The 21907-nt window shown below is 70.0% G+C and carries 20 protein-coding genes; 8 read left to right on the forward strand and 12 right to left on the reverse strand.

Going from position 1 to position 21907, the window contains the following annotated elements; translation table 11 throughout:
* Positions 1 to 39 precede the first annotated feature (39 nt).
* Complete coding sequence (locus ACFOYW_RS02335; RefSeq protein ID WP_390227000.1) at positions 40 to 984, forward strand: cation diffusion facilitator family transporter; 945 nt, start codon at positions 40 to 42, stop codon at positions 982 to 984.
* On the opposite strand, the gene ACFOYW_RS02340 is transcribed toward ACFOYW_RS02335, so the two are convergent.
* The 3 genes from ACFOYW_RS02340 to ACFOYW_RS02350 all read right to left on the reverse strand — a co-directional run bounded on the left by ACFOYW_RS02340 (position 981) and on the right by ACFOYW_RS02350 (position 3842).
* Entirely contained in the window at positions 981 to 2174 is a 1194-nt protein-coding gene (locus ACFOYW_RS02340; RefSeq protein ID WP_390227001.1) for a hypothetical protein, read from the reverse strand. The genes ACFOYW_RS02335 and ACFOYW_RS02340 overlap by 4 nt on opposite strands.
* Before the next feature lie 64 nt (positions 2175 to 2238).
* Positions 2239 to 2895 (reverse strand): GNAT family N-acetyltransferase, encoded by a 657-nt coding sequence (locus tag ACFOYW_RS02345; RefSeq protein ID WP_390227002.1) that lies wholly within the window; start codon positions 2893 to 2895, stop codon positions 2239 to 2241.
* Between the two features lie 26 nt (positions 2896 to 2921).
* Entirely contained in the window at positions 2922 to 3842 is a 921-nt protein-coding gene (locus tag ACFOYW_RS02350; protein WP_390227358.1) for a UTP--glucose-1-phosphate uridylyltransferase, read from the reverse strand.
* Between ACFOYW_RS02350 and ACFOYW_RS02355 the strand changes: the two genes are divergently transcribed.
* From ACFOYW_RS02355 to mscL, 4 genes are all read left to right on the forward strand, one after another.
* Positions 3778 to 3918, forward strand: a complete 141-nt coding sequence (locus tag ACFOYW_RS02355) for a hypothetical protein (protein ID WP_390227372.1) — start codon at positions 3778 to 3780, stop codon at positions 3916 to 3918. The genes ACFOYW_RS02350 and ACFOYW_RS02355 overlap by 65 nt on opposite strands.
* Before the next feature lie 7 nt (positions 3919 to 3925).
* Positions 3926 to 4543, forward strand: coding sequence for a 5-formyltetrahydrofolate cyclo-ligase (locus tag ACFOYW_RS02360; RefSeq protein ID WP_390227003.1), 618 nt, complete (start codon positions 3926 to 3928; stop codon positions 4541 to 4543).
* 32 nt (positions 4544 to 4575) lie between these two features.
* Positions 4576 to 4836, forward strand: a complete 261-nt coding sequence (locus tag ACFOYW_RS02365; RefSeq protein ID WP_390227005.1) for an FmdB family zinc ribbon protein — start codon at positions 4576 to 4578, stop codon at positions 4834 to 4836.
* Positions 4837 to 4910: 74 nt separating this feature from the next.
* Positions 4911 to 5339, forward strand: coding sequence for a large conductance mechanosensitive channel protein MscL (gene mscL / locus ACFOYW_RS02370; RefSeq protein WP_390227006.1), 429 nt, complete (start codon positions 4911 to 4913; stop codon positions 5337 to 5339).
* 126 nt (positions 5340 to 5465) lie between these two features.
* Here mscL and ACFOYW_RS02375 read toward each other — a convergent pair whose 3' ends face one another.
* Together ACFOYW_RS02375 and ACFOYW_RS02380 are read right to left on the reverse strand one after the other, a co-directional pair.
* Positions 5466 to 5660, reverse strand: coding sequence for a hypothetical protein (locus ACFOYW_RS02375; protein WP_390227008.1), 195 nt, complete (start codon positions 5658 to 5660; stop codon positions 5466 to 5468).
* Positions 5657 to 9409 (reverse strand): AAA family ATPase, encoded by a 3753-nt coding sequence (locus ACFOYW_RS02380; RefSeq protein ID WP_390227009.1) that lies wholly within the window; start codon positions 9407 to 9409, stop codon positions 5657 to 5659. The genes ACFOYW_RS02375 and ACFOYW_RS02380 overlap by 4 nt, the downstream gene beginning before the upstream one ends.
* A gap of 75 nt (positions 9410 to 9484) precedes the next feature.
* Between ACFOYW_RS02380 and ACFOYW_RS02385 the strand changes: the two genes are divergently transcribed.
* On the forward strand, positions 9485 to 11062 hold the full coding sequence (locus ACFOYW_RS02385; RefSeq protein ID WP_390227010.1) for a Mur ligase family protein: 1578 nt from the start codon (positions 9485 to 9487) through the stop codon (positions 11060 to 11062).
* A 73-nt stretch (positions 11063 to 11135) separates the two neighbouring features.
* Here ACFOYW_RS02385 and pdxR read toward each other — a convergent pair whose 3' ends face one another.
* On the reverse strand, positions 11136 to 12593 hold the full coding sequence (gene pdxR / locus ACFOYW_RS02390; protein ID WP_390227011.1) for a MocR-like pyridoxine biosynthesis transcription factor PdxR: 1458 nt from the start codon (positions 12591 to 12593) through the stop codon (positions 11136 to 11138).
* Between the two features lie 67 nt (positions 12594 to 12660).
* Here pdxR and ACFOYW_RS02395 point away from each other — a divergent pair, with 67 nt between their 5' ends.
* The gene (locus ACFOYW_RS02395; RefSeq protein WP_390227012.1) at positions 12661 to 13395 is read left to right on the forward strand and encodes a pyridoxamine 5'-phosphate oxidase family protein; all 735 of its coding nucleotides are present in this window, start codon (positions 12661 to 12663) and stop codon (positions 13393 to 13395) included.
* Between the two features lie 21 nt (positions 13396 to 13416).
* Here the strand turns inward: ACFOYW_RS02395 and ACFOYW_RS02400 are convergent, their stop codons facing one another.
* The 5 genes from ACFOYW_RS02400 to ACFOYW_RS02420 all read right to left on the reverse strand — a co-directional run bounded on the left by ACFOYW_RS02400 (position 13417) and on the right by ACFOYW_RS02420 (position 19010).
* Positions 13417 to 15009 (reverse strand): S53 family peptidase, encoded by a 1593-nt coding sequence (locus ACFOYW_RS02400; protein ID WP_390227013.1) that lies wholly within the window; start codon positions 15007 to 15009, stop codon positions 13417 to 13419.
* Between the two features lie 68 nt (positions 15010 to 15077).
* On the reverse strand, positions 15078 to 16217 hold the full coding sequence (locus ACFOYW_RS02405; RefSeq protein ID WP_390227014.1) for an esterase-like activity of phytase family protein: 1140 nt from the start codon (positions 16215 to 16217) through the stop codon (positions 15078 to 15080).
* Positions 16218 to 16445: 228 nt separating this feature from the next.
* The gene (locus ACFOYW_RS02410) at positions 16446 to 17111 is read right to left on the reverse strand and encodes a response regulator (RefSeq protein WP_390227015.1); all 666 of its coding nucleotides are present in this window, start codon (positions 17109 to 17111) and stop codon (positions 16446 to 16448) included.
* Positions 17104 to 18531 (reverse strand): sensor histidine kinase, encoded by a 1428-nt coding sequence (locus tag ACFOYW_RS02415; protein WP_390227016.1) that lies wholly within the window; start codon positions 18529 to 18531, stop codon positions 17104 to 17106. The genes ACFOYW_RS02410 and ACFOYW_RS02415 overlap by 8 nt, the downstream gene beginning before the upstream one ends.
* A gap of 119 nt (positions 18532 to 18650) precedes the next feature.
* A complete protein-coding gene (locus ACFOYW_RS02420) occupies positions 18651 to 19010 on the reverse strand; it encodes a histone-like nucleoid-structuring protein Lsr2 (RefSeq protein WP_390227017.1) in 360 nt (119 codons plus the stop codon).
* Positions 19011 to 19352: 342 nt separating this feature from the next.
* On the opposite strand from ACFOYW_RS02420, the gene ACFOYW_RS02425 reads away from it, so the two are divergent.
* A complete protein-coding gene (locus ACFOYW_RS02425; protein ID WP_390227018.1) occupies positions 19353 to 20324 on the forward strand; it encodes a phosphodiesterase in 972 nt (323 codons plus the stop codon).
* Here the strand turns inward: ACFOYW_RS02425 and ACFOYW_RS02430 are convergent.
* A complete protein-coding gene (locus ACFOYW_RS02430) occupies positions 20257 to 21897 on the reverse strand; it encodes a stealth family protein (protein ID WP_390227019.1) in 1641 nt (546 codons plus the stop codon). The genes ACFOYW_RS02425 and ACFOYW_RS02430 overlap by 68 nt on opposite strands.
* Positions 21898 to 21907 lie beyond the last annotated feature (10 nt).

Genomic DNA, 21907 nt, shown 5'->3' on the forward strand with positions numbered 1-21907 from the left:
CGAACCCCGCGGCAGCACCGTCCCCGGTACCTTTGCCCTGTGACTCTCGCGCACGGCCATTCCCACGACCACGCCCCGGTGGGCGCTGCCGCGGGTCGCGGCCCGCTCGCGGTCGCGTTCGCGATCAGCTGCGTGATTCTCGTGGCCGAGATCGTCGGCGCCGCGCTGACCGGGTCCCTCGCCCTGGTCGTCGACGCGGGTCACATGCTGACGGATGCCGGCGGCCTCGCCGTCGCTCTCGTCGCGGCCAATCTCGCCACCCGTCCGGTCACCAGTCACCGGACCTGGGGCTACGCGCGCGCCGAAGTTCTCGCCGCGACGGCGCAGGCCGCCGTGCTGCTCGCCGTGGGGCTCTTCGTTCTCGTCGAGGGCATCGGTCGCCTGATCTCTCCGCCGCCTGTCCCCTCGGGCGGCCTGCTGATCTTCGGCGCGATCGGACTCGTCGGAAACATCGCCGCGATCCTCGTGCTGAGCGCGCGCCGCACTGCGAGCTTCAACCTGCGCGCCGCGTTCCTCGAGGTCGTGAACGATGCGCTGGGCGCGCTCGGCGTGATCGTCGCGGGCATCGTGATCATGCTGACGGGCTGGCAGCGGGCGGATGCCGTCGCGGCCCTGCTCATCGGCGCCCTGATCCTTCCCCGCGCATACGGGCTGCTGCGCCAGACGGTCGACGTGCTGCTCGAGTCGGCTCCGGCCGGTCTCGACCTCGAAGCCGTCCGCACCCACCTGCTCGAGGTCGAGCACGTTCAGCAGGTGCATGACCTCCACGCGACGCAGATCGCCACCGGGTTGCCCGTGCTCACCGCGCACGTCACGGTTGACGCGCAGTGCTTCCGCGACGGTCACACGCCGGCGATCCTCGACCAGCTGCAGGACTGCGTCGCCCAGCACTTTCCGATCGCGGTCGAGCACTCGACCTTCCAGCTCGAGCCCGCCGCGCACCAGCGGCACGAGCACACCCCGCACGGCGAGGCGCGAAGCTAGACGGCGCGACGGCGGCGGAGCGCCTCATCGAGGTTGAGCCCCGGCCCGTCGGAGTCGCCGACGATGCCCATGCGCGCGTAGCGCGAATCAGGGGCGACGGCTGCCTGCGGCGCGGGCTCCGCCACAGCCTGGGCTGCGTCAGCAGTCGGAGCCGCCGGAGCCCCAGCAGCAGCAGCCGGCGACGCGGCAACAGGCGCCGGCGCCGGCGGGACGAGCTTCGCGACGGCCGGGCTGCGCTCCGCCTCGATCCGCGACGCGCGCTCCTCGAGCTCCGAGCGGAGCGCGGCGCGCCGCAACTCGGCGGCCGCGGCGAGCGACGCCATCGTCGAGGCGGCGACGGTGCCGCGCGACAGGTGCAGCGGGCGCGGCAGCGGCTGCGGGGTCCACGGCTCGGAGGCGACGTACTCGATCTCCTCGTCGACCGGCTCCGCCTCGGGCTCATAGTCGGCGTGATCGTAGAGCGCCGCGTCGGCGCCCCCGCCGAGCCCGTACGTACGCGTCGAGCGCCGAGCATCCGCCACCCGCTTGGCCAGCCGGCCGAGCACGGTCAGCGACCCGACCACGAGAGCCGCGCCGACCGCGATCGGCGCCAGAATCAGCAGGGCGCCGGCGCCGACCACCGCGGCGACGACGCCGACGGCGAGCACGAGGACACCGGCCAGGAGCAGCGAGCTCGCGAGCACACGACCGCGACGGATGCCCCGCGCCACGTTCGCGGGAAGAGTGGCGCCGGCGGCCCGGGCCTTGCGCTCCGCAGCCTCCGCTCGCTCGCGCGTGGCCGCCATGCGGGCCTTCGCCTCGGCGGCGGCCCACGCTCGGGCCTGAGCCGAAGCCTGCTCCTCCGCGCGCGCCTGGGCGTCGGCGGCCGCTTTCTTCTCGGCGAACACCTGGGCCTCAGCCTGCGCGGCGATCGCCGCACGCTCCTTCGCATCGGCGATGGCGCGCTGCTGCACTTTGCGCAGCGCCTTCTGCGTCTCCGCGACGTCGCGGGCGTTGGCCTCCACGCGGATCTCCTCTGGAACCTCGGCTGCTTCGGCGAGGATGCGCAGGGTCTGCTGAAGCCTGACCGCGTTCCGCTCCGTCGCCATGAACTCGCGGCGTCGCAGCCACGTCGGAATCAGGTAGACGAGCCACAACATCGCGGCGAGCGCCACCACAACGCCACCACCGAGCATGTTCCCGCCACCCATGGGCCGATGTTATGGGCGAATCCAGGCGCGATCTGGCTAATTACAAGCGTGTCATTCAGTTGATCTACTTGATGACCGGAAGGTGTTGCTGGGCCGCACGGATGTCGGCCTCGGGCCGCGTCGCGGCATCGGCGGGCACGGCATCCGTTCGCCAGCGTCGCAGCACGCCCTGGCGTACCTCCTCGGCGACGAGCGCGAAGCAGAAGTGGTCCCGCCAGTCGCCGTTGATGTGGATGTAGCGCCGCCGCAGCCCCTCATAGCGGAAGCCGAGCTTCTCGACGACGCGCAGCGACGGACCGTTCTCGGGTCTGATGCAGATCTCCATGCGGTGCAGCCCCATGGAGAAGAAGCAGTAGTCCGTGACGAGGGCGACCGCGATCGGTGTGATGTCCTTGCCCGCGAAGCGCTGCGCGACCCAATAGCCGATCGTCGCGCTCGAGAGCGACCCGTATGAGATCGATGAGACATTCAGCTGGCCCGCGATCTCGCCGTCGTACTCGACGAGGAACGGCAGGCCGTGACCGGCGCGAGCGTTGGCGAGCAGGGCACGGATGCTTGCCCGAGTGTCGAACCCGAGCGAGCCGTGCGGATTCGTGGCCTCCCACTTCGCGAGCCAGGTACGGTTGTCGATCAGTTCCCGCTCAAGCGCACGTGCGTCCCGAACCCGGACCGGACGGACGCTGATCGGCCCGTCGTTCAGAGTCGGCAGAAAGAGTGCCATGGCGATCAGAGTATCTGCGCGGGCCCTCAGTGCTGCTTGATGACCGGGATGACACCCGTGCTCGGCTCCGGCAGCACTTCGCTGGCCGGGATCTCCTCGCTGAGCGAGCCGGCGTAGCCGATGAGCCAGTGCCGGAAATCGGGGCCGAGGTCCTCGCGATCGGCGGCGATGCGCACGATCGACTTCAGGTAGTCGAGCCGGTCCCCCGTGTCGTAACGGCGGCCGCGGAAGATCACCCCGTACACGCCCCCCAGCCACGCCGGCCCCTCGGCGAGCTCCTGCAGGGCATCCGTCAGCTGGATCTCGCCGCCCTTGCCCGGCTGGGTGTGCTCCAGCACATTGAAGATCTCTGGGCGCAGCACGTACCGGCCGATGATCGCGTAGTTGCTCGGCGCGTCCTCGGCGCTCGGCTTCTCCACCAGCCCCGTGATGCGGACGACGTCGGCCTCGTCGGTGGTCTCCACCGACGCCGCGCCGTACAGGTGGATCTGGCTCGGGTCGACTTCCAGCAGCGCCACGACCGTGGTGTGCCGCTTCTCGGCCACATCAAGCATCCGCGTCAGCAGCGGATCGCGCTGATCGATGATGTCGTCGCCCAGCAGCACCGCGAACGACTCGTTGCCCACGTGCGGGCGTGCCCGCAGCACCGCGTGCCCGAGCCCCTTCGGGTCGCCCTGGCGCACGTAGTGCACGTCCGCGAGCTCGGTCGAGAAGTTGACCTTCGCGAGCTTGTCGACGTCACCCTTCTTCTCGAGCATCGACTCGAGCTCTGCGGCCCGGTCGAAGTGGTTCTCCAGCGCGTTCTTGTTCCGGCCGGTCACCAGCAGCACATCGTGCAGCCCGGAATCCACCGCCTCCTGCACCACGTACTGGATCGCCGGAGTGTCCACCACCGGCAACATCTCCTTCGGCATCGCCTTCGTCGCCGGCAAGAAACGAGTCCCCAAACCCGCAGCAGGGATGACAGCTTTTGTAATCGATGAGGAGGCCATGAGCGTCAGCGTACCGACAGCCTCCTTATGATGTCGGCATGCCGGCCGACGAGATCGTCAATCAGAAACGTGCTCTGCGCGCCGAACTGAAAGGACGACGGCGGAACAAACCGCAGATTCTTCAGGATCGCGAGACCGCCCAGCTCACCGCACAGCTGCAGCAGCTGGTCGAAAATCTTGAGGCCCATTCGCTTTCAGCGTATTTGTCGGCGCCGACCGAGCCGAACACCCGGCCGTTCCTCAACTGGGCTCGGGCCGAAGGCATCCGTACCCTGCTGCCCATCTCGCGTGTCGACGGCCTGCTCGACTGGACCACCGGCGACGGCGAGACCGAGGCGATCAGCGACCTCGGCGTGCCCGAGGCGGTCGGCGAACTGCTCGGGCCGATGGCGATCGACGAGGTCGATCTGATGCTGGTGCCCGCGGCGTCCGTCGATGTCACCGGTATGCGCCTCGGTTGGGGGAAGGGCTATTTCGACAAGATGATCGGCAGCATGGGAAAATGTCCCCCGGTATTTGCCGTGCTGTTCGACGACGAGCTGGTTGACGAGGTACCCCGCGAGCGGCACGACGAGCCAGTCGACGGGGTGGTGACTCCGAAGCGCGTCGTCCTGCTGTCCAAGCGCGCTAAAGCGCTCGGGCTGGCCGAGGCGTAGCGAACCGCACGGCGACGAGAACGCGAGTAACCATGCCCACCTATTCCTATAAGTGCACCGAGTGCGGTCACGCCTTCGACATCGTGCAGTCGATCGCGGATGCCTCACTCACCGCGTGCCCGAACTGCGGCGGTACCCTGCGCAAGGTCTTCGGCCTCACCGGCGTGACCTTCAACGGCTCCGGGTTCTATCGCACCGACTCGCGCAGCAACACGAAGAGCGGCTCGGGCGACAGCTCGAAGAGCAGCTCGTCGTCGGCGAGCACGGGCTCCAGCGCGTCGTCCACCTCTTAAGACTCGCTGGGCTCATAGAATCCCCCCGAGCCCGCACTCGCACGGCGGGCGACCGTGACCGTGGGAGGGGCATCGTGCTCAAGGGCTTCAGGGACTTCATTCTGCGTGGCAATGTCATTGACCTTGCCGTCGCGGTCGTCATCGGCGCGGCGTTCACCGCGATCGTCACCGCGGTCGTGCAGGGGTTCATCAACCCTCTGATCAGCGCGCTGTTCAACGCCAGCGACCTGAGCAAGGCCCTGATCGTCAAGATCCCGACCGTGTCGGGTGGCCACTCGAGCCTCGCGTTCGGCACGATCATCGGCGCCATCATCAACTTCCTCGCGGTCGCCGCGGTGGTCTACTTCGTCATGGTCATGCCGATGAACCACGTCAAGGACCGCCTCCAGGCCCGCAAGGACGCCGAGACGCCCGAGGGCGAGCCGCCGGCCCCGACCGACGTCGAGCTGCTGGCCGAGATCCGCGACCTGCTGCGCGAGCAGAACCGCCCCCCGCAGCTCTAGCCGCCGGGCGCGCGTCGCGCGTCGCGCTCGGGGAGAGAATTCACGGTCGGGGAGACTTTTCGCGCGATTCAGCCTCCCCGACGGTGCGTTCTCTCCCCCAGCGCACGCGCCACCGCGCGCTGACGGTCACCAGTGCGGGGGGACGTCGCGGCGCAGGCGCTCGTCGTTCGAGCCGTCGCGCTCGGCACGTTCCTCCGGCGCGTCAGCGCGCGGCGGCAGTGCCGGGGCCGGATCCGAGCCCGGGGCCGGCTGCGTCGTCACTCTGCGGTGAGCGCGGCGGCGAGGCATCCGCTCGCCCTCGCCATCACTCGACCCGCTCACCCAGCGATTCTCGCCCGCTCGGCGTTCTGCATGTGCACATTCGTGGGGGCAATGAGCTTCGCCACGCGCGCGGCGATCGCCTCGGGGTCGACGAACAGCTCGAAGCTGTGCACCCGCAGGTAGTGCCAGCCGAGGCGGCGCAGCAGCTCGGGCCGCAGGCGCAGCGACTCGCGCAATGAGCCCTGGCCGACGATCTGGTCGGTCTCGACGACGACGGCCTTGCCGCCGTACGACGCGACGAGCGGCAGCGCTCCGCGGTAGCCGAGTCGCACCGACAGCCCGCGGCGCTCGAGACGACGACGCAGGTCGACGAGCAGCGGCTCGGTCGTCTCGGGGGCGTCGGGCAGCGAGGCGTCCATGTCGGCGGCCTCGGCGAGCACGTGCGACAGGGCGACGACGCCGTGCGGCAGGCGGGTGTCGTCGACGTCGTCGGGCCGGAAGCACGACACGAGGTCCATCGACCGGCGCGCTCGGGTGAGGCCCACCGCGAGCAGCCGCTCACCGCCGGGCACCGCGAGCGGTCCGAAGTTCGACAGCAGGCGCCCGTGGGGCGTGCGCCCGTAGCCGATCGAGAAGATGACACGGTCGCGGCTGAGCGCCGTCGCCTGGTCGAGCGTGACGACGGTGAACGGCTCGGCACGGTCGGCGAGCAGGAAGTCGGCGAGGTCCTGACGCTGCTGGAAGACGCGCAGCACGGCCTGGTTCACGCGCACGGCGTGGCGGGGCGACGCCGTGATGACCATGAGCGACTCGCGCGGCCGGTTGATGGCGTGGTCGGTGACGAGCTCCACGACCTTCGCGACCTCGCTGTCGACCGACTCGACCGCGCCGCTGTCGGGGTCGGGCAGTCCGAAGCCCTCCTTGACGACGTGCAGGTTGAGCGAGCCGTGCCCGAGGTACGTTCCCGCCCACGGGAGCGCCTCGATCTTGCCCCCGTAGAAGCGGCGGTTCACGAGCTCGGCGAGGTCGTCGCCGCCGGCGCGGTACGACCGCGTCAGCGTGAACACCGGCAGCAGTTCCGACAGGCGCGCGAGGGTCGAGCTCGCGTGCAGCCCGTCGACGTCGACCTCATGAGCGACGGATTCCTCAGCGACGGCCGTCTCGAACGGCGCAGGCGTCTGGGTCACCGGGTCGCCGAACGCCACGACCTGGCGGGCGCGGCGGATCACACCGAGGTTCTCGGGAAGGCTGCACGCTCCGGCGTCGACGATGAACGCGGCGTCGAAGTCGAGTGAGGCCGGCAGCGTGCCGACCTCGTACGGAGAGACCAGCCAGACCGGCGCCAGCGCGCGGCCGAGCCGCGGGGCGGACTCGGCGAGCGACGTGGGCGTAGCGCGGTCCACGCGCAGCAGCTGCTTCAAGGCATCCGCTTCGTCGGGGTTGTCGATCACGCCGATGCGCCACGCCTCAGCGAGCTGCCACGCAAGCGTGCGCCCCTGTGCCGACGCGTGGGCGTCGTCGACCAGCCGGAAATCTGCCTCGAGCCGGTCGAGCACGCTCGCGTTCCCGCCGAGCAGCGCCTTCTCATTGGCGAGCAGGTGCTCGAGCACGGACTGCCACCAGGCGAGCTCGAGCTCGGAGGCGATGCGGCGCTCGTCGACGTGACGGCTCGAGAGATCGGCGAGCAGCGGGTCGAGGTTGACCTCCCGCAGGCGCGCCACGAGTTCGGTGCGCTGCTGCAGGTTCGCCAGCACCTCGCTCTCAGCCGCGAGGCCCGCGACCTGATAGCTGAGCTGGGCGAGCGGAAGCACTGTCAGCGATGCGGGAGTGCCGGCGCGAGCGAGCGGGCCGTCGAGGCTTGCAAGATCGGATGCCACGCGCTGGTACGCGACCTGCACGTCGGCGATGCCGACCGGCACGGCCGGGGGCGCGCCTGCTTCGGCGAACCGGTTCCAGAGCGTGCGCTGCTGCTGGATCTTGAGCAGGCTCTCGTGCATGTCGGCGACGTGCACGCCCGGCCGCACGTACTCGAGCGCCAGCTTCCGCAGGCGGCGCCGGTCGCCGTTGTTCATGCCCGTGTCGCGACGCCCCGAGACCGCCGTGATGAGCTCGGTGAGCGGTCGGTCGAAGACGCTCGGCTGGAAGCGGTCGAGCGTCTCGCGCAGGTCGGCGAGCAGTCGCAGGTAGACGCCCAGCTCCGAGATGTTCTCGAACGGGCGCAGCTTCGTCGTGGCGACGAGCTTCGAGGCCCGGTCGATGAGGCGGGGAAGCTCGATCGAGTGCAGCTTCTTCGCGAGCTCGTGCGCCGCCTCGCCGTCGGCCGGCGTCTGGAACTGTGCGCCGTACCAGGGCGAATCCCCCGGCCCGTACTTGAACTCACCGAGGCGCGCCGCCTTGATGAGCGTCTGCGCCGCCTCCTTCCGCGAGTTCGCGATGGCCTGCAGCGACTCGAGGTCGAGCCGCGCCGTCGTCGAGGGGGCCGGCGAGAGCAGAGCGAGGTTGGCGAGCTCCTCCAGCGCATCGAGCACGCTGACACCGAGCGACGGATGCTTGCGCGTCAGCGCCTCGCGGTAGTCGAGCAGCACCTTGCGCAGCCGCACGAGTGCGTCATCGACGTCGGCGACGTGCGGCTGCTCGGCCTTCTCATTGCGGGTGATCGCGCTGATCAGGTCGCGACGCAGCGTTGCGGGGCGGATCGCGGCCCCGCCGAGTCCGACGTTGCTGAGCCGCAGGGCGATGCCGTCGAGACTCGAGCGGCGGGGGCTCGCGACGAGCACACGCTTGTTCTGGGCGATGAGCGCCCCGAGCGCGTTGACGATGGTCTGCGTTCCGCCGGCGCCGGGCAGCGTCTTCACGATGAGCGAGTTGCCCCCCGCGATCTGCGCGACGATCGCGTCCTGCTCTTCGTCTGCGTCGAGCAGCAGGTTGTCGACGGCGGCCGGCCGCGAATCCTGCCCGATCACCTGCGCCGGGCTGTACGCGCTCTCGACCTGCTGGTGCGCCGACTGGTTTCCCGCGAGAGCGTCGAGCACGGGGTGGTGGAGTCGCGCGGCATCCGCCGTCATGCGACCCGCGACGTCGGCGAAGGTCGAGACGACCAGGCGCGGGTGAACGGTGAACCAGGCGAGCTGAGCGGTCACCGCGCGCAGTCGGTCGATCACCGGCTGCGGCTTGAAGGTGCCGCCGGCGACCGAGAGCGCCACGAGCTCGTCGGCGTCGAGGCGGATGCCGAACTGCTCGTCGAGCGCGCGCGCGAGCATCGGGTTGAGGAACGGCTTCCCGCGCAGCTTCAGCTCGAAGTCGCGTCCGTAGCGACGGATCGCGAGGGGGCGCAGCAGGACGGGCGCGAGGTACTCCTCACTGCCGTTCCGCCAGGCCGCGAGACCGATGGCGAGGTGCACGGCGTCGATGCCTCGCCCGCTGCGCAGCTCGACGCCCTTGTTCGTGATCGCGCCCGCAGCGAGGCGCGCGTTGCGCAGTGCGAGCTCATCGCGGATCAGGCTCGAGAGCAGCGTGCGCTCGCCCGTGATGAACGTCGGCATGCCGCTTGGGTGTGCCGAGCTCAGATCGATGCGTGCGCGCGATTCGTCGCGGAAGTGCAGCAGCGGCGAGGAGCCGCCCAACGTCGCGATCTCGGCGCGCCACTGCGTCCACGCGTGCTCGGCGACGTTGCCGACCTGCACATTGGGGTCTCCGGTCGACAGCTGCTGCGGTATGGCATGCTGCTGCGCAGGCGGGTTCAGGGCGTGGTCAGACGCCGGATCGGCCGCCGCGCCGTCCGGCGCGCTCTTCCTCTCGATGCCCCACACGCGAGCCACCCTAGGTGGAACGACTCGCGATTCCGCGGAAGCACGCCCAAGTTTCGCGGCTTTAGAGTGGTTCGCATGTCCCTCACGCAGCCGGCGCCGCCCGTGCGCCCTCGTCGCAGTCCGTCCAAGCCGCTGGCCGAATTGGGCCGACGTTTCGGTGACGAGCGGTCGGTTCTGGGCTCCTCCCCCGAGGACGTTCTGATCCACGGCATCACGCTCAATTCGGCGACCGTCGAGAAGGGCGATGTCTTCGTCGCCCTCACGGGCCGCAAGCAGCACGGAGCGGCATTCGCGGCAGATGCGAAGGCGGCCGGCGCGGTCGCGGTCCTCACGGATCCGGCGGGCCTCGAGCAGGCGGCCGCGACAGGGCTGCCCGTCGTCGTGCACGACGAGCTGCGGGCCTCGCTGGGCGCGATCGCGGCCTGGTTGTTCGATACGGATGCCTCGCCCATCAAGCTCTTCGGCGTGACCGGCACCAACGGCAAGACCTCGATGGTGCACATCCTCGAGGCGATCCTCACTCAGGCCGGCGTGACGACCGGCCTCTCGTCGACCGCAGAGCGGCATGTCGACGGCGAGAAGTTCACCTCCGGCCTCACGACTCCCGAGACCGTCGATCTGCACTCGCTGATCGCCCGGTGGACCGAGGGCGGCGCCGAGGCCGCCGCCGTCGAGGTCAGCGCACAGTCGATCGAACGCCATCGCATCGACGGCGTCCCGTTCGATGTCGTGGGCTTCACGAACCTCACGCACGACCATCTCGATGACTACGGCGACATGGCGACCTACCTCGAGGCGAAGCGTCCGCTGTTCCGCCCCGAGCACGCCAAGGCCGCGGTCATCAGCCTGGACTCCCCTGCGGGCGCGGAGATCGCGGGGACCGCTCCCATTCCGGTCCAGACGATCTCATCGGACCCCGCGGTCGCCGCCGACTGGCACGTCGAGGTCACGAACGAGACCATCGATGGCGTCTCCTTCACCCTGCGCCGCACGGTCGACGACTGGTCGGTCTCATCCTCGGTCTCGGCTATCGGCAGCGTCATGGCACACAATGCGGGCCTTGCGTTGGCGATGCTGTCGCTCGCCGGCTACTCGGAAGAGCGTCTCGCTGAGGCCGTTGCGGACGGGATCGACGTCTACATTCCCGGCCGCACTGAGCGCGTCTCGGGCGAGACCGGGCCCGCCGTGTTCGTCGACTTCGGCCACAGCGAGGACGCCTTCGTCCGCACTCTCGACGCCGTGCGTGCCGTGACGCCGGCGGGCGGCCGACTGATCTTCCTGTTCGGAGCTGACGGTGACCGCGACAAGACCAAGCGACCGCTGATGTCGGCCGCCGCTGTCGACCACTCGGACCTCATCGTCATCACCGACCACCACCCGCGCATGGAGGACCCCGCCGCTATTCGCGCCGCTCTGCTCGAAGGCGCCCGCACCCGCGCCGCCGAGACCAAGCCGGGCTTCGAGATCGTCGAGGTCTCGCCGCCCGAGGCCGCGATCCGCAAGGCGGTGTCGCTCGCTCGTGAGGGCGACTCGATCCTCTGGTGCGGCCCTGGCCACCAGTCGTATCGAGACATCGCCGGGGTGCGAACGGCCTACAGCGGCCGCGAAGAAGCCCGCGCCGCCCTCCGTGAGGCGGGCTACCCGCCCCGCTGATCGGTGCGCTGAGGCCGCCTCGACGGGCGCCGAGTACGGAGTAGTTGTCGTCGATCGTGCCGACTGAGGGCATCTACTCCGTTCTCGGTGCCGGCCCGGTGAGCTCGGCGGCGATGATCGCCAACGCACGGGCCAGCGCCGTCGCCGAGACGGGCCCGTAGCCGAGCACGATTCCGCGAGTATCGAGCCGTGACCCGTCGACGACGTAGTCCCCAAGGGCGGCGACGGCAACGCCGCGGTGGCGAAGTCGACTGACGGCGGATGCCTCGTCGGGGCCGCGCTCCCACTCGACGACCGCGTGCAGACCTCCGCTCAGCGCGCTCACGCGCAGACCGGCGGTGTCGGCCAAGGCATCCGTCAGCATCGACCGCTTGTGGGAGTAGTCGCGTCGCACCCGCGCGAGGTGCCGGCGAAGCGCACCGCTCGACATGAACCACGCGAGCGCGTGCTGAACAGGTGTGGCGACGGCCGCACCCCGCGCGACCCGAGCGGCGCTGAGCGTCGCGGCCGCGGTCGTGTCGCCCGGCAGCACCAGGTACCCGGTGCGCAACTGCGGGTTCAGCACCTTGGAAAAGCTGCCGATGTGTACGACGCTGCCGCTCACGTCGATCGCGGCGAGGGCCGGCAGCGGCGCACCGTGGTGCCGGAACTCGCTGTCGTAGTCGTCTTCGATGAGCAGCACGCCGTTCGCCGCCGCCCACTCGAGCAGTTCGCGGCGGCGCGAGATCGGCATCACGGCGCCCATGGGGTACTGATGACTGGGGGTCACGGCGACCGCGGCGAGCGGCTCGGCGTTGTGGGCGATGCGCAGTTCGTCAAGGCGAAGGCCGCCTTCGTCGAGACCGATCGGGATCAGTCGTGCCCCCGCGCTCGCGAGCGCGCGGCGCCCTGAGCGGTATCCGGGGTTCTCGACCGCGACGCGCGCGCCGCTGCCGAGGGCCTCGGCGACGAGCGACATCGCCTCGGACGTGCCCGCGCTGATCACGACGCGCTCGGTCGCGGGAGCGAAGCCGCGGCTGAAGGCGAGCTGCTTCGCGATCTCAGCCCTGAGCCCCACGTCACCGAGCGAGTCGGGGTAGCCGTCCCCCAGCGGGAGCGAGGCGGCGTGGCGCCACGCAGCCCGCCAGTCGCGGCCGGAGATCGCCGACACCGCGGGCACGCCCGGCACGAGGTCGATGACGGATTCGACGACCGCGGCGCTCGCGGGACCGGCCGGACCCACGGGCTGGGCAGCGCCGACCTGCGGCGCCTGGACCCGCGGGGATGCGCGACGGCCCCTCGCGGGCGGGTCCGCGAGCGTCGCGGCCACCCGCGCCGCCGCGCCATGCCGGACCGTGATGTAACCCTCGCCATCGAGTTGCTCGAACGCCGTCACGACGGTGCCCCGGGCGACGCCGAGCTCGGCGGCGAGCGCGCGCGTCGACGGCAGTGCATCGCCCTCGCGCAGGCGCCCGTCGTGGATCATCGACCGCACCGTGTCGGCGACGCGCGCGGTCTTCGTGCGCGAAGTCGCGCCCACTGGTTCCGTCATAGTGGTCCAATCGAGTGCGAAGGAATTGGACCCAACATTAGACCACTCACGCCTCTAATCTGAGGTCATGACGGATGCCTCACCCAGCCTGACCGTGCGACGGAAGCGCGAGCGGCAGAGCGACGACCCCGCCGTGCTCGACGAGATCCTCGAACACGGTCTGATCGCGCACGTCGGCATGGTGCGCGACGGGCTTCCGGTCGTGCTGCCCTATCTCTACGCCGTGGGGGACCTCGGCGACGGTCGGGGGCGCCGCCTGCTGCTGCACGGGTCGACCGGCGGGGGCCTGTTCCTCGACGCGGGCGCCGAGGGCGTCTCGGTCTCGGCGACCATCACCCACGTCGATGGTCTCGTCTACGCGCGGTCGCTCAACGACAGCTCCGCGAACTATCGCAGCGCGATGATCTTCGGCCGAGCGACGATCGTGCCGGCCGAACTGCGCATGACGGCGCTGTGGATCGTCGGCGACCACCTCATGCCGGGCCGGCGGAAGAGCATCCGCGAGATCACCGCGAAGGAGCTTGCGCAAACGCAGGTACTGCAGCTTCCGCTCGATCGCGTGAGCGTCAAGGTGCGCTTCCAGGGCGTCGGTGAGGCGCCCGACGACGGCGAGGACCATGGCGTGTGGGCCGGCATCTTGCCGCTCGCGGTACAGGCGGGGGCACCCATCACGGGAGCGGTGACGGATGCCGGCGTGCCGGTGCCCCCCGACGTCACGGCGCTTTCCGTGGAACTCGACGCGCGAGGCACCGCACGCCGCGCGGCCCTCGTCGAGGCTCTCGGCCCCGCCGCGCGGACGTAGCAGGCTCGCGACTACGCCGCCCTACTTCGCGCCGATCACCTCGGCCAGCGCCGTGCCGTTCGGCGAGCCGAGGCCGGTGCACGGGTCCCACCCGGCGGCCGCCGAATATGCGCCGTTCGAGCCGGAGGTGATGTCGCGGAAGCCGGTGGGAACCGTGCCCTTCCCGGCCTGCGCGTAGAGCGCTGTCTGCGCGAGCCCCATCGGCTTGCCCGATGCCTGCACGAGACGCGTGATGAGCGCAGCCCAGAGCGGCGCCACTGCGCTTGTGCCGCCGATCACGGTGTCGTTTCCGTCGACGCGCACCTTGTAGCCGGTCGCAGGGTCGGCGACGGCGGCCACATCGGGCACGCCGCGGCCGCTCTTCCCGCCGGACGCCGCGGAGACGTCGACGGGCTGCTGCCAGTCGGGCAGCGGATAGGTGTCGCTCACCCCGCCGCCGGTGGCCCCGCCGTTCGACCCGTCGTTCCACACGGTCTCGGACGAGACCGCGCCCGACGAGTCGAGTTCGAGCCGCGTGCCGCCGCAGGCGAGCGCATGCGGGCTCGACGCCGGGAAGTCGACGTGCGGTTTGCCGTCGCTCTCGTTGTCGCCAGACCCGTTGTCGCCAGCGGCCACCGTCACGGTGATGCCCAGCGCGGCCGCGTCGGAGAACGCGTCGTCCATCGACTGGCGGCCCTGGGCTGTCCACTGGTCTTCGCTCTGGCCCCAGCTGATGCTGATGGCGTCGGGCGTGGGCGATGCGTGCGCCGCCTGCGACACGGCGTCGACGAAGCCGGCGTCGGTGTTGGGAGCGAAGTAGACGAGGATCGTCGCCGCCGGCGCAAGGGCGCCGACGACCTCGATGTCGAGCGCGACCTCGCCGTCTGCGCCGTTCGGGTCGCCACCCGGCTTGTTGTCGGTGCCGTCGACGCTCACCGCGGTGACGGTCGGTGAGGCCACGCCGAGCCCCGAGAAGTAGGTGTCGAGATCGGATGCCTCGAAGCCGCCGCCCAGCTCGATGATCGCCACGGTGCGGCCGGAGCCGTCGGTGTTCGCCGGGAACGCGTACGCCGTGCCGAGCTGCAGCGGCGTGTAGCTCGTGTCGACCGCCTCGGGCGACACCGCGCGGAAGTTCGCCCGCGCCTGCGGGCGGGTGTCGAGGCCGAGCACGGCGCTCACGACGCCGTCGAGCTCGGACGGCACGCTCAGCTCGCCGGTGCGGTGCCAGTGGGCGACGGTGCCGCCCGCCGGGGCGTCGCTCTCGGCCCACTCGAGCGTCGTGCCGAACGCGCTCTGCAGCTGATCGACGGTGCCTGCGATGCGCACTCGCCGACTGGCGAGGTCGGACGACACGATCTCGACCCCGTGTGCGGCGAGAGCCTGCGACACGCGCTCGACGTCGGCCGGGTCCGCTCCGTATCGCGACGCGAGCTCGTCGCGCGACAGCGGCGCGCCGCGCAGCACCGACTCTGGCAGCTCGGCGCGGCGGCGCAGCACGAGCGTCGCCTCGATGCGCGAGCCCGTGTCGGCCGGCCGCGCCACGGCGCGCGCACCGGGCGCGGCCGCGCGCTCGCTGCCGGGAAGCGGAGTGCGCCCCGTGGGGGCGGCGTTCGGAGTCTCAGGCGTGTTCGTCATGAACCCTGCCTACCAGCGACCGCCGACACGCACACCCCCTGGGCTTCAACAGATTCGCCGAGTCGCCGTTACGGAAGCTTCACCGAGAGGTTCAGGATCCGGGTGTGCTGCTGCGGGCTGTTGTTGTCGTCGCTGATCAGCGAGACCCCGTAGCGGCCATTGCGCTCGCGCCCGGTGATGGCCATGCCCTCGAAGTTGTCGAGCAGCGGGTTCTGCTGGAACTCGAGCGCGGGGGCGCCGAGCGTCGGGCAGTTCACGAGGTCGCCGAGCGCGGTCTTGTGCACGGCGAGTCGGGCCGGCGCGTTGCCGAGGTTCGTGACGCGCGAGACATCCGCTGCCTTCGACAGGCCGGTCACCGAGAACAGGTTCACCTCGTTGCCTGTCGTCGCCGTCCACGCCGCCTCCTCGACGATGATGGCGTCGTTCGAGTACGCCGCGATCTCGGGGATGCGCATGCCGCTGTCGGTCTTGTACTCGATCTGCTTCTCGAGCGTCCACTGGCCGCGCTTGCCGAGGGTGTAGACGAGCAGGCGGTGCGAGTTCACGTCGCCCGAGGTCGAGACGTCGCCCGAGAGGGCACCCTCCATCGACGCGATCAGCGTCTTGCCGTTCGGCGTGAGCGTGAGGCCCTCGAGCGTCGCGTTCGACGTCGCCTGTCCCTGCGGGGTGAGGCCGGTCACACCGAAGCGCGCCGGGATCGGCAGCGACTCCTTCTGCACGCCGTTGCGGCCGTAGATGCGGATCGAGGGCTCCGTCTCCGAGCTGACCGCGTAATCGCCGTCCTTCAGCACGGCGAGACCTTCGTTGTCGGCGGCGTTCGGGTCGGTGGCGATGTTGCCGCCGTCGTAGGGCGTGCCGTTCGGCTTGCGCAGGATGAGCGGCGCGTGGATCACCTTCGGGTCGGACAGGTTGCGGAACGACCAGACGTACTCGGGCGTCGTCTGACCGTTGTTGTCGAGGGCCGAGACCCAGGCGTTCTGGCGGGCGTCCCATGCGAGCGACGACAGGCCGCTCACCTCGGCGCCGTAGGCCTCGAGCTTGTTGAGGGCGTCGCTGTAGCTGATGGCGTCGATGCTGCTCGAGCATGCGGCCGGGTCGGTCGCGGGGTGATGACCGGGGCGGGCGGGCGAGGCCGTCGCGGGCTGAGCAACGAGAAGAGCAACGGATGCCGCGACCGCGGCACCTACGAACACGAGGTTCTTACGCATGGTCCTTCTTCTTTCGATGATTCGGCTACGAAGGCGAGCCGTGGCCCCCATGGTGGTCACACCGGGTTAACCGCGGGTAGCCCTTCGGCGGCGGATGCCGGACGCCGAACCGCACGCCGCGCTACACGCTGATCGCCAGCTGCGCCTCGACCAGAGCGGTGAGGTCGACCGAGTACGTCGCGGGCAAGGTGATGGCCGCGGGGTCCGTGCTCGCGGCATCCGTCTCGCTCATGGCCTGGCTCCCATCAGTTCGTTCTCGTATGCGAAGGCGACCACCTGGACCCGGCTCTTGAGGCCGAGCTTGCCGAGCACCTGCCGTACGTGGCTCTTCACCGTCGCCTCGCTCAGCACGGTCGCATCGGCGATCTCGGCGTTGCTGAGGCCGCGGGCGATGAGGAGGAACACCTCGCGCTCGCGGGCCGTCAGCTGGGCGAGCGTGTCGTCAGGCGTGCGCGTCTGAGCCGGCCGCGCGAATTCGCGGACGACGTCGACGGCAGCGGAGGCCGCGGCGAGGCTCTCCCCCGCGACCGCGTCCCGGATCGTGCGCGTCACCTCTGCGGGCAGCGCGTCCTTCGTGAGCAACGCCGTCGCTCCCGCGCGCAGCGCGAGATAGACCGCTTCGTCGCGCCTGATCGTCGTCACGACGACGACCTTCGCAGGCGTCGGTTCGGCCACGACGAGCCGCGTGGCTTCGAGGCCGTTGAGGCCCGGCATCCCCAGGTCCATCAAGACCACATCGGGGCGCACCTGCCGCACGAGGGTGAGCGCCGCGCCGCCGTCGTGCGCGGTCCCCACGCACCGCATGTCGGGCTGCGCGTCGATGAGCATCGCGAGACCCGCCGCGAACAGCGGCTGATCGTCGACGATGACCACCCGGATCGACTGGTCAGTCACGTGCGCCCTCGATCTTAAGCAGTGCGGTCTCGGCGAACGCGTCGACGAGGTCATCGGATGTCTCGCCGCCGGACCGGGGTGACGAGCTCGGGGCAACCTCGCCCCGAGCCTCGGCGTCGGGCGGGATGAACGCCGTCACGACGAAGGTCTCATCATCGCTCGGCACGGCGGTGAGCCAGCCGCCGACCAGGCGCGCCCGCTCCTTCATGCCCGCGATGCCGATCCCGCGACCGCCGGTCTGCACGAGCGGCAGGCCGTGGCCCGATTTCGAGACCACGAGCACTGCGAGGCCGGTGCCCTGCGCGTCGAGTGTGACCGTCGCCGTCGCGCCGCGGCCCCCGTGCTTGAGCGCGTTCGTGAGGCTCTCCTGCACGATGCGGTAGACGGCCACCTGCTTGGAGAGCGCGAGCGCCCCCGGCTCACCGAGCACCCGCAGGCTCGCCTCGACACCGGCTGAGCGCATGTCGTCGATGAGCGCCGGGATGTGCTCGAGCCTGCTCGTGTGCTCGCTCACGTCCTCGTCGTCGTTGATCCGCTCGACGAGCCGGCGCACCTCGCCGAGCGCGTGCCGCGCCACGGTGGCGATGTTGCCGAGCGACTCGGGCGCCGCCTCGGGCTTGAGCTCATGGATCGCCGCCGCCCCCTCGGCCTGCGCCACGATGATCGCGAGAGAGTGGGCGAGCGAGTCGTGGATGTCTCGCGAGATCCGCCCCCGATCGTGCGCCAGCTTGAGCTCGAGATCGGTCTCGTCGAGGCGCGCGGCCGTCGTCTGCAGACGACCCGAGACGACCCGCACGCGCCAGAGCGCGGAGACGCCGACGCCGATCAGCCACGCCACGACCACGAAGACCAGCAGCGGACCGATCAGAGTGAGGAACCCCACCAGGACGTTGACCGCCTTCGAATGCCAGACGATCGCACCGGCGAAGTCGGAGTCGACCAGCCATTGCGGCCACCCCTCGTGCACGAGGAGCGCGGCGTAGCCGAGAGTGCCGATGACCCCCGCGACGAGGGCTGCCCACTTCAGACGCCACGAGCTGTTCGTCGCGGCCACGTACCCGAGGGCGATCGGCACGATCCACCACATGCTCCAGGTCGCGCCCAGGTTGAGCGCCCAGGCGAGGCCCGCGTGATAGGTGACGGCGAGGAACAGCGCCATGCCCCACTCGCCGCCGAGGACGACCAGGCTGCCGATCACCGCCGCCCACGGGAAGAACCCCGCGACGCCGAGCACCGCCGCCCACGAGAGGGCGGCGACGAGCTTCTGGCCCCACGGCCACGCGCCGAAGGTCGAGTCCCCCCAGCCGATCAGGAACACGATCGCGCCGACGATCGGCAGGAACCGCACCACGACATTGAGGTACTGCTGCGGGACCGAGAGCGGGATGGCCCGTCCAAGGCGTGCGACGAGTTGGTTCATGCCGCTAACGGTAGGGCGAAGCATCCGTATCGGTCATGCGCGCCGAGCGAAGATCATCCAAAGTGATGAGCCCGCCCCCAAAGGGACGGGCTCATCACGAACAGCTAGTGGCAAAGGCCCTAGTTGTGCGCGTCTTCGTATGCCTTCATCACCGAGTCGGCGACGCGCCCGCGCGGCGATACCTCGATACCATTCGCCTCGGCCCACTCGCGAACGACGGCATACCCGGCCGTCCAGTGCGAAGTAGAGGACTTGCCGATACGGCTCACCGCCTGGCGCGCCGGGCTGCTCAGAGCGGATGACCGGCGCCCCGCCGCGATATACGGCTGCAGGGCCTCGCGCAGCGCAGCGGCATTCGAGCCGCCGAGGTCGATCTCATACGACTTGCCGTCGATCGCGAACGAGACGGTTTCACCCTCACCGTCAGTAAGGACGTCGCCGTTGAGGTCGTCGACAAGCTGCTCGATGACTTTCTTCATAAGAGAAATCCTTCACTGGAGTTGTTCTCGATATTCGCGCGATAACCCGAATACCGCGTCGCTCCACAAAGAGTAGCGCGCTGGATATCGAGGTGGCGGCGGATTTCAGAGCCCTGACGCCCCACATACCACCGATATGCCGGGTATCGCCCTGGAACCTGCCGTGAACGTAACCGCCCGGTCAATCGCACCGCGAGCCCGGGCCCGTCGTGATGACCGGACCACTTAGCGAGCGCTCCATGTCGCGTGTCGTTCACTCGGCGTTGATATCGAAGTGGTCGTATAACTCGCGACGCGTGTCGAAATCTGCGAGCACGCAAGAGCGAAACGGACTCTCCCCCCGTGAACTTCCGCACAGCGGAGTACCCGCGACCGGACCACTTCCTGCTCCATCTCTCCGACACCCACCTGCTGGCCCGGCACGACGGCGCTGCGGGCAAGCTGTACGACCGCGTCGACAGCGCCGCCAATCTGGCCGAACTGTTCGCCGAGCTCGAGGCGAGCCGCGGGCGCCCTGAGGCGATCGTGTTCACCGGCGACCTCGCTGACAAGGGCGAGGGGGATGCGTACGAGCTGCTGCGCTCGATCGTCGAGCCGAGCGCCGCGCGCATCGGCGCTCAGGTGATCTGGGCGATGGGGAATCACGACGACCGCCGTATCTTCCGCGAGCACCTGCTCGGCGAGGTACCGACTCCGCGCCCCGTCGACCGGGTCTACGACGTCAACGGCCTGCGCGTCATCACCCTCGACACGAGCGTGCCGGGCGAGCACTGGGGCATCGTGACCCCGGAGCAGCTCGACTGGCTCGCGGAGGAGCTCTCGTCGCCGGCACCTCACGGCACGATCCTGGCCATGCACCATCCGCCCGTGCCCGCCGTGCTCGACCTCGCGGTCACGGTCGAGCTGCGCGACCAGGCGCGGCTCGCCGAGGTCGTCGAGGGCGCCGACGTCCGCGCGATCCTCGCCGGGCATCTGCACTACTCGTCGAGCGGCGTGTTCGCCGGGATCCCCGTGTCGGTGGCATCCGCCACCTGCTACACCCAGGATCTCCAGGTGGATTTGCGCGGGCAGACCCGCGGCACGCGTGCCCGCAATGGCGCCCAGGCGTTCAACCTCGTGCACGTGTACCCCGAGACGGTGCTGCACTCGGTCGTGCCGCTCGGCCAGTACGAAGCGCTCGACTATGTGAGCCCCGAGGCGACGGACGCGCGGCTCGCCGAGGCAGGCATCCGGATCCCCGACCGCGTCAACGCATGGGTCGAGCCGGAGGAGCCGCTGCTGCTGCCGGAGCAGGAGCCGGCGCTCGAGAGCTAGCCGCAGGGCGCTCCCACGGCGCCGGAATGGGGAAGTAGCGCTCCAGGAACTCCGTCACCGCGGCCGTGCGCTCCTCGACCGACAGCTCGGGGCGGCTGCCGTCGTTCAGGCAGAACATGTCCTGATCGCGCCGCCGCAGCAGGCGATTGAGCTGGTTCAGTGAGCGACGCAGCGTCGTCTCGACATACGTGGTCTTCGCCTGCCGCTGCTCGACCGCACCGCCCGTGACGAGCGCGTAGTAGTGATAGAGCGAGTTCGTCACCGAGATGTCGGTGGCACTGCGGAAGGGGCTGCCGGCGGTGCGGCGGAATTCGTCGGGGAACTCGGCCTCGAGCCGATTCAGGACACTGACCCGCAGCGGGGCCGCGCAGTGCTCGAGATGCCGCGTCGTGGTGCGCCCGAAGCGCTCTCGAAGGAGCCGGCGGTTCACCCGTGCCGCATTGTCGTGGCCGCTTCGCGCCGGGTCGTTGTCACCGAGCCCGATACGGGTCGTCGCCTCGACGAACTTCGAGATGCCGCCCGGCGAGAAGAACAGCGACGGCTGAAGCGGGCGACCGAAGAACATGTCGTCGTTCGAATACAGAAAGTGCTCCGCGAGTCCAGGGATCCGGTGCAGCTGAGCCTCGATGGCGTGCGAGTTGTGAGTGGGCAGCGCCTCGGGGTCTTCGAAGAACTCCTCGCTGCGCACGATCGTCACCTTGGGGTGCTCGGCGAGCCATGGCGGCGCCACCGAGTCGGTCGCAATGAAGATGCGCCGCACCCACGGGGCGAACATGTGAACGCTGCGCAGCGCGTACTTGAGTTCGTCGATCTGCCGGAAGCGCGCCTCCGAGTCGTCGCCCTCGCCGACCACATAGCTCGACATGCGCGCGGCCCGAGCTCGCTGCAGTTCCACCGAGGAGCCGTCGACCCACGAGAACACCAGGTCGATCGGAAAGTCGACGTCGCCCACCATCGGATCGAACATGCCCTGCAGGGTCGGCCAGCTCTGCCCGAACAGCTCGACCTCGTCGGCGATCGCCTCCGCGCGCTTCATGCGCGTGCGGGTCAGCGCATTGGGCAGCGGCGCCTCGATCTCCTCGTCGCCGAAGCGCCACAGCTCGAGCTGGAAGGCATCCCGATGCCCGAAGCGCAGCAGACCGACGGGCTCGATGCGCGGGCGATACAGCCGGAACACCGCCGCCTTGCGGCGCTCGGAGAGAACGCCGTCGGCGAGCAGCAATGGCCGGCTGTCGTCTTTGCGCGCCAGCGTGCCATCGGCCCGCATCGTCTTCACGTAGAACGGCTCGTCGCTGAAAGCCTGGGCAAGAACCGCGGCGAGCTGCTTGCGCGCCGCGCGATCGACGGCGACCACAAGGCGGCCCGTCTCGTCGCGCACGAGCAGGAACGGGATGCCGGATGCGTCGAGCACGGCCCGCACGGCGAGCAGGTCGCTCGCCATGGACTCGTACGACGTGAGGTCGGCGTTGCGCAGCGCGTAGAGGCCGCCGCGCAGCACGATGTCGGCGCGGTCGCTCAGTCTCGAGCCCCGCGCTGCTGGAGAGTCGGGGTCACCCGGGATGGCGTGAAGCATGTCCCCACTG

The sequence above is a fragment of the Gryllotalpicola reticulitermitis genome (assembly GCF_042651345.1).
Classification (GTDB): Bacteria; Actinomycetota; Actinomycetes; order Actinomycetales; family Microbacteriaceae; genus Gryllotalpicola; species Gryllotalpicola reticulitermitis.

Bases quoted from the DNA above. Each gene is read 5' to 3' on its own strand.
- ACFOYW_RS02430 (WP_390227019.1), bottom strand. From the start codon at position 21,897: ATGCTTCACGCCATCCCGGGTGACCCCGACTCTCCAGCAGCGCGGGGC.
- ACFOYW_RS02415 (WP_390227016.1), bottom strand. From the start codon at position 18,531: ATGAACCAACTCGTCGCACGCCTTGGACGGGCCATCCCGCTCTCGGTC.
- ACFOYW_RS02420 (WP_390227017.1), bottom strand. From the start codon at position 19,010: ATGAAGAAAGTCATCGAGCAGCTTGTCGACGACCTCAACGGCGACGTC.
- pdxR (WP_390227011.1), bottom strand. From the start codon at position 12,593: ATGACGGAACCAGTGGGCGCGACTTCGCGCACGAAGACCGCGCGCGTC.
- ACFOYW_RS02385 (WP_390227010.1), top strand. From the start codon at position 9,485: ATGTCCCTCACGCAGCCGGCGCCGCCCGTGCGCCCTCGTCGCAGTCCG.
- ACFOYW_RS02340 (WP_390227001.1), bottom strand. From the start codon at position 2,174: ATGGGTGGCGGGAACATGCTCGGTGGTGGCGTTGTGGTGGCGCTCGCC.
- ACFOYW_RS02400 (WP_390227013.1), bottom strand. From the start codon at position 15,009: ATGACGAACACGCCTGAGACTCCGAACGCCGCCCCCACGGGGCGCACT.
- ACFOYW_RS02395 (WP_390227012.1), top strand. From the start codon at position 12,661: ATGACGGATGCCTCACCCAGCCTGACCGTGCGACGGAAGCGCGAGCGG.
- ACFOYW_RS02360 (WP_390227003.1), top strand. From the start codon at position 3,926: ATGCCGGCCGACGAGATCGTCAATCAGAAACGTGCTCTGCGCGCCGAA.
- ACFOYW_RS02345 (WP_390227002.1), bottom strand. From the start codon at position 2,895: ATGGCACTCTTTCTGCCGACTCTGAACGACGGGCCGATCAGCGTCCGT.
- ACFOYW_RS02405 (WP_390227014.1), bottom strand. From the start codon at position 16,217: ATGCGTAAGAACCTCGTGTTCGTAGGTGCCGCGGTCGCGGCATCCGTT.
- ACFOYW_RS02365 (WP_390227005.1), top strand. From the start codon at position 4,576: ATGCCCACCTATTCCTATAAGTGCACCGAGTGCGGTCACGCCTTCGAC.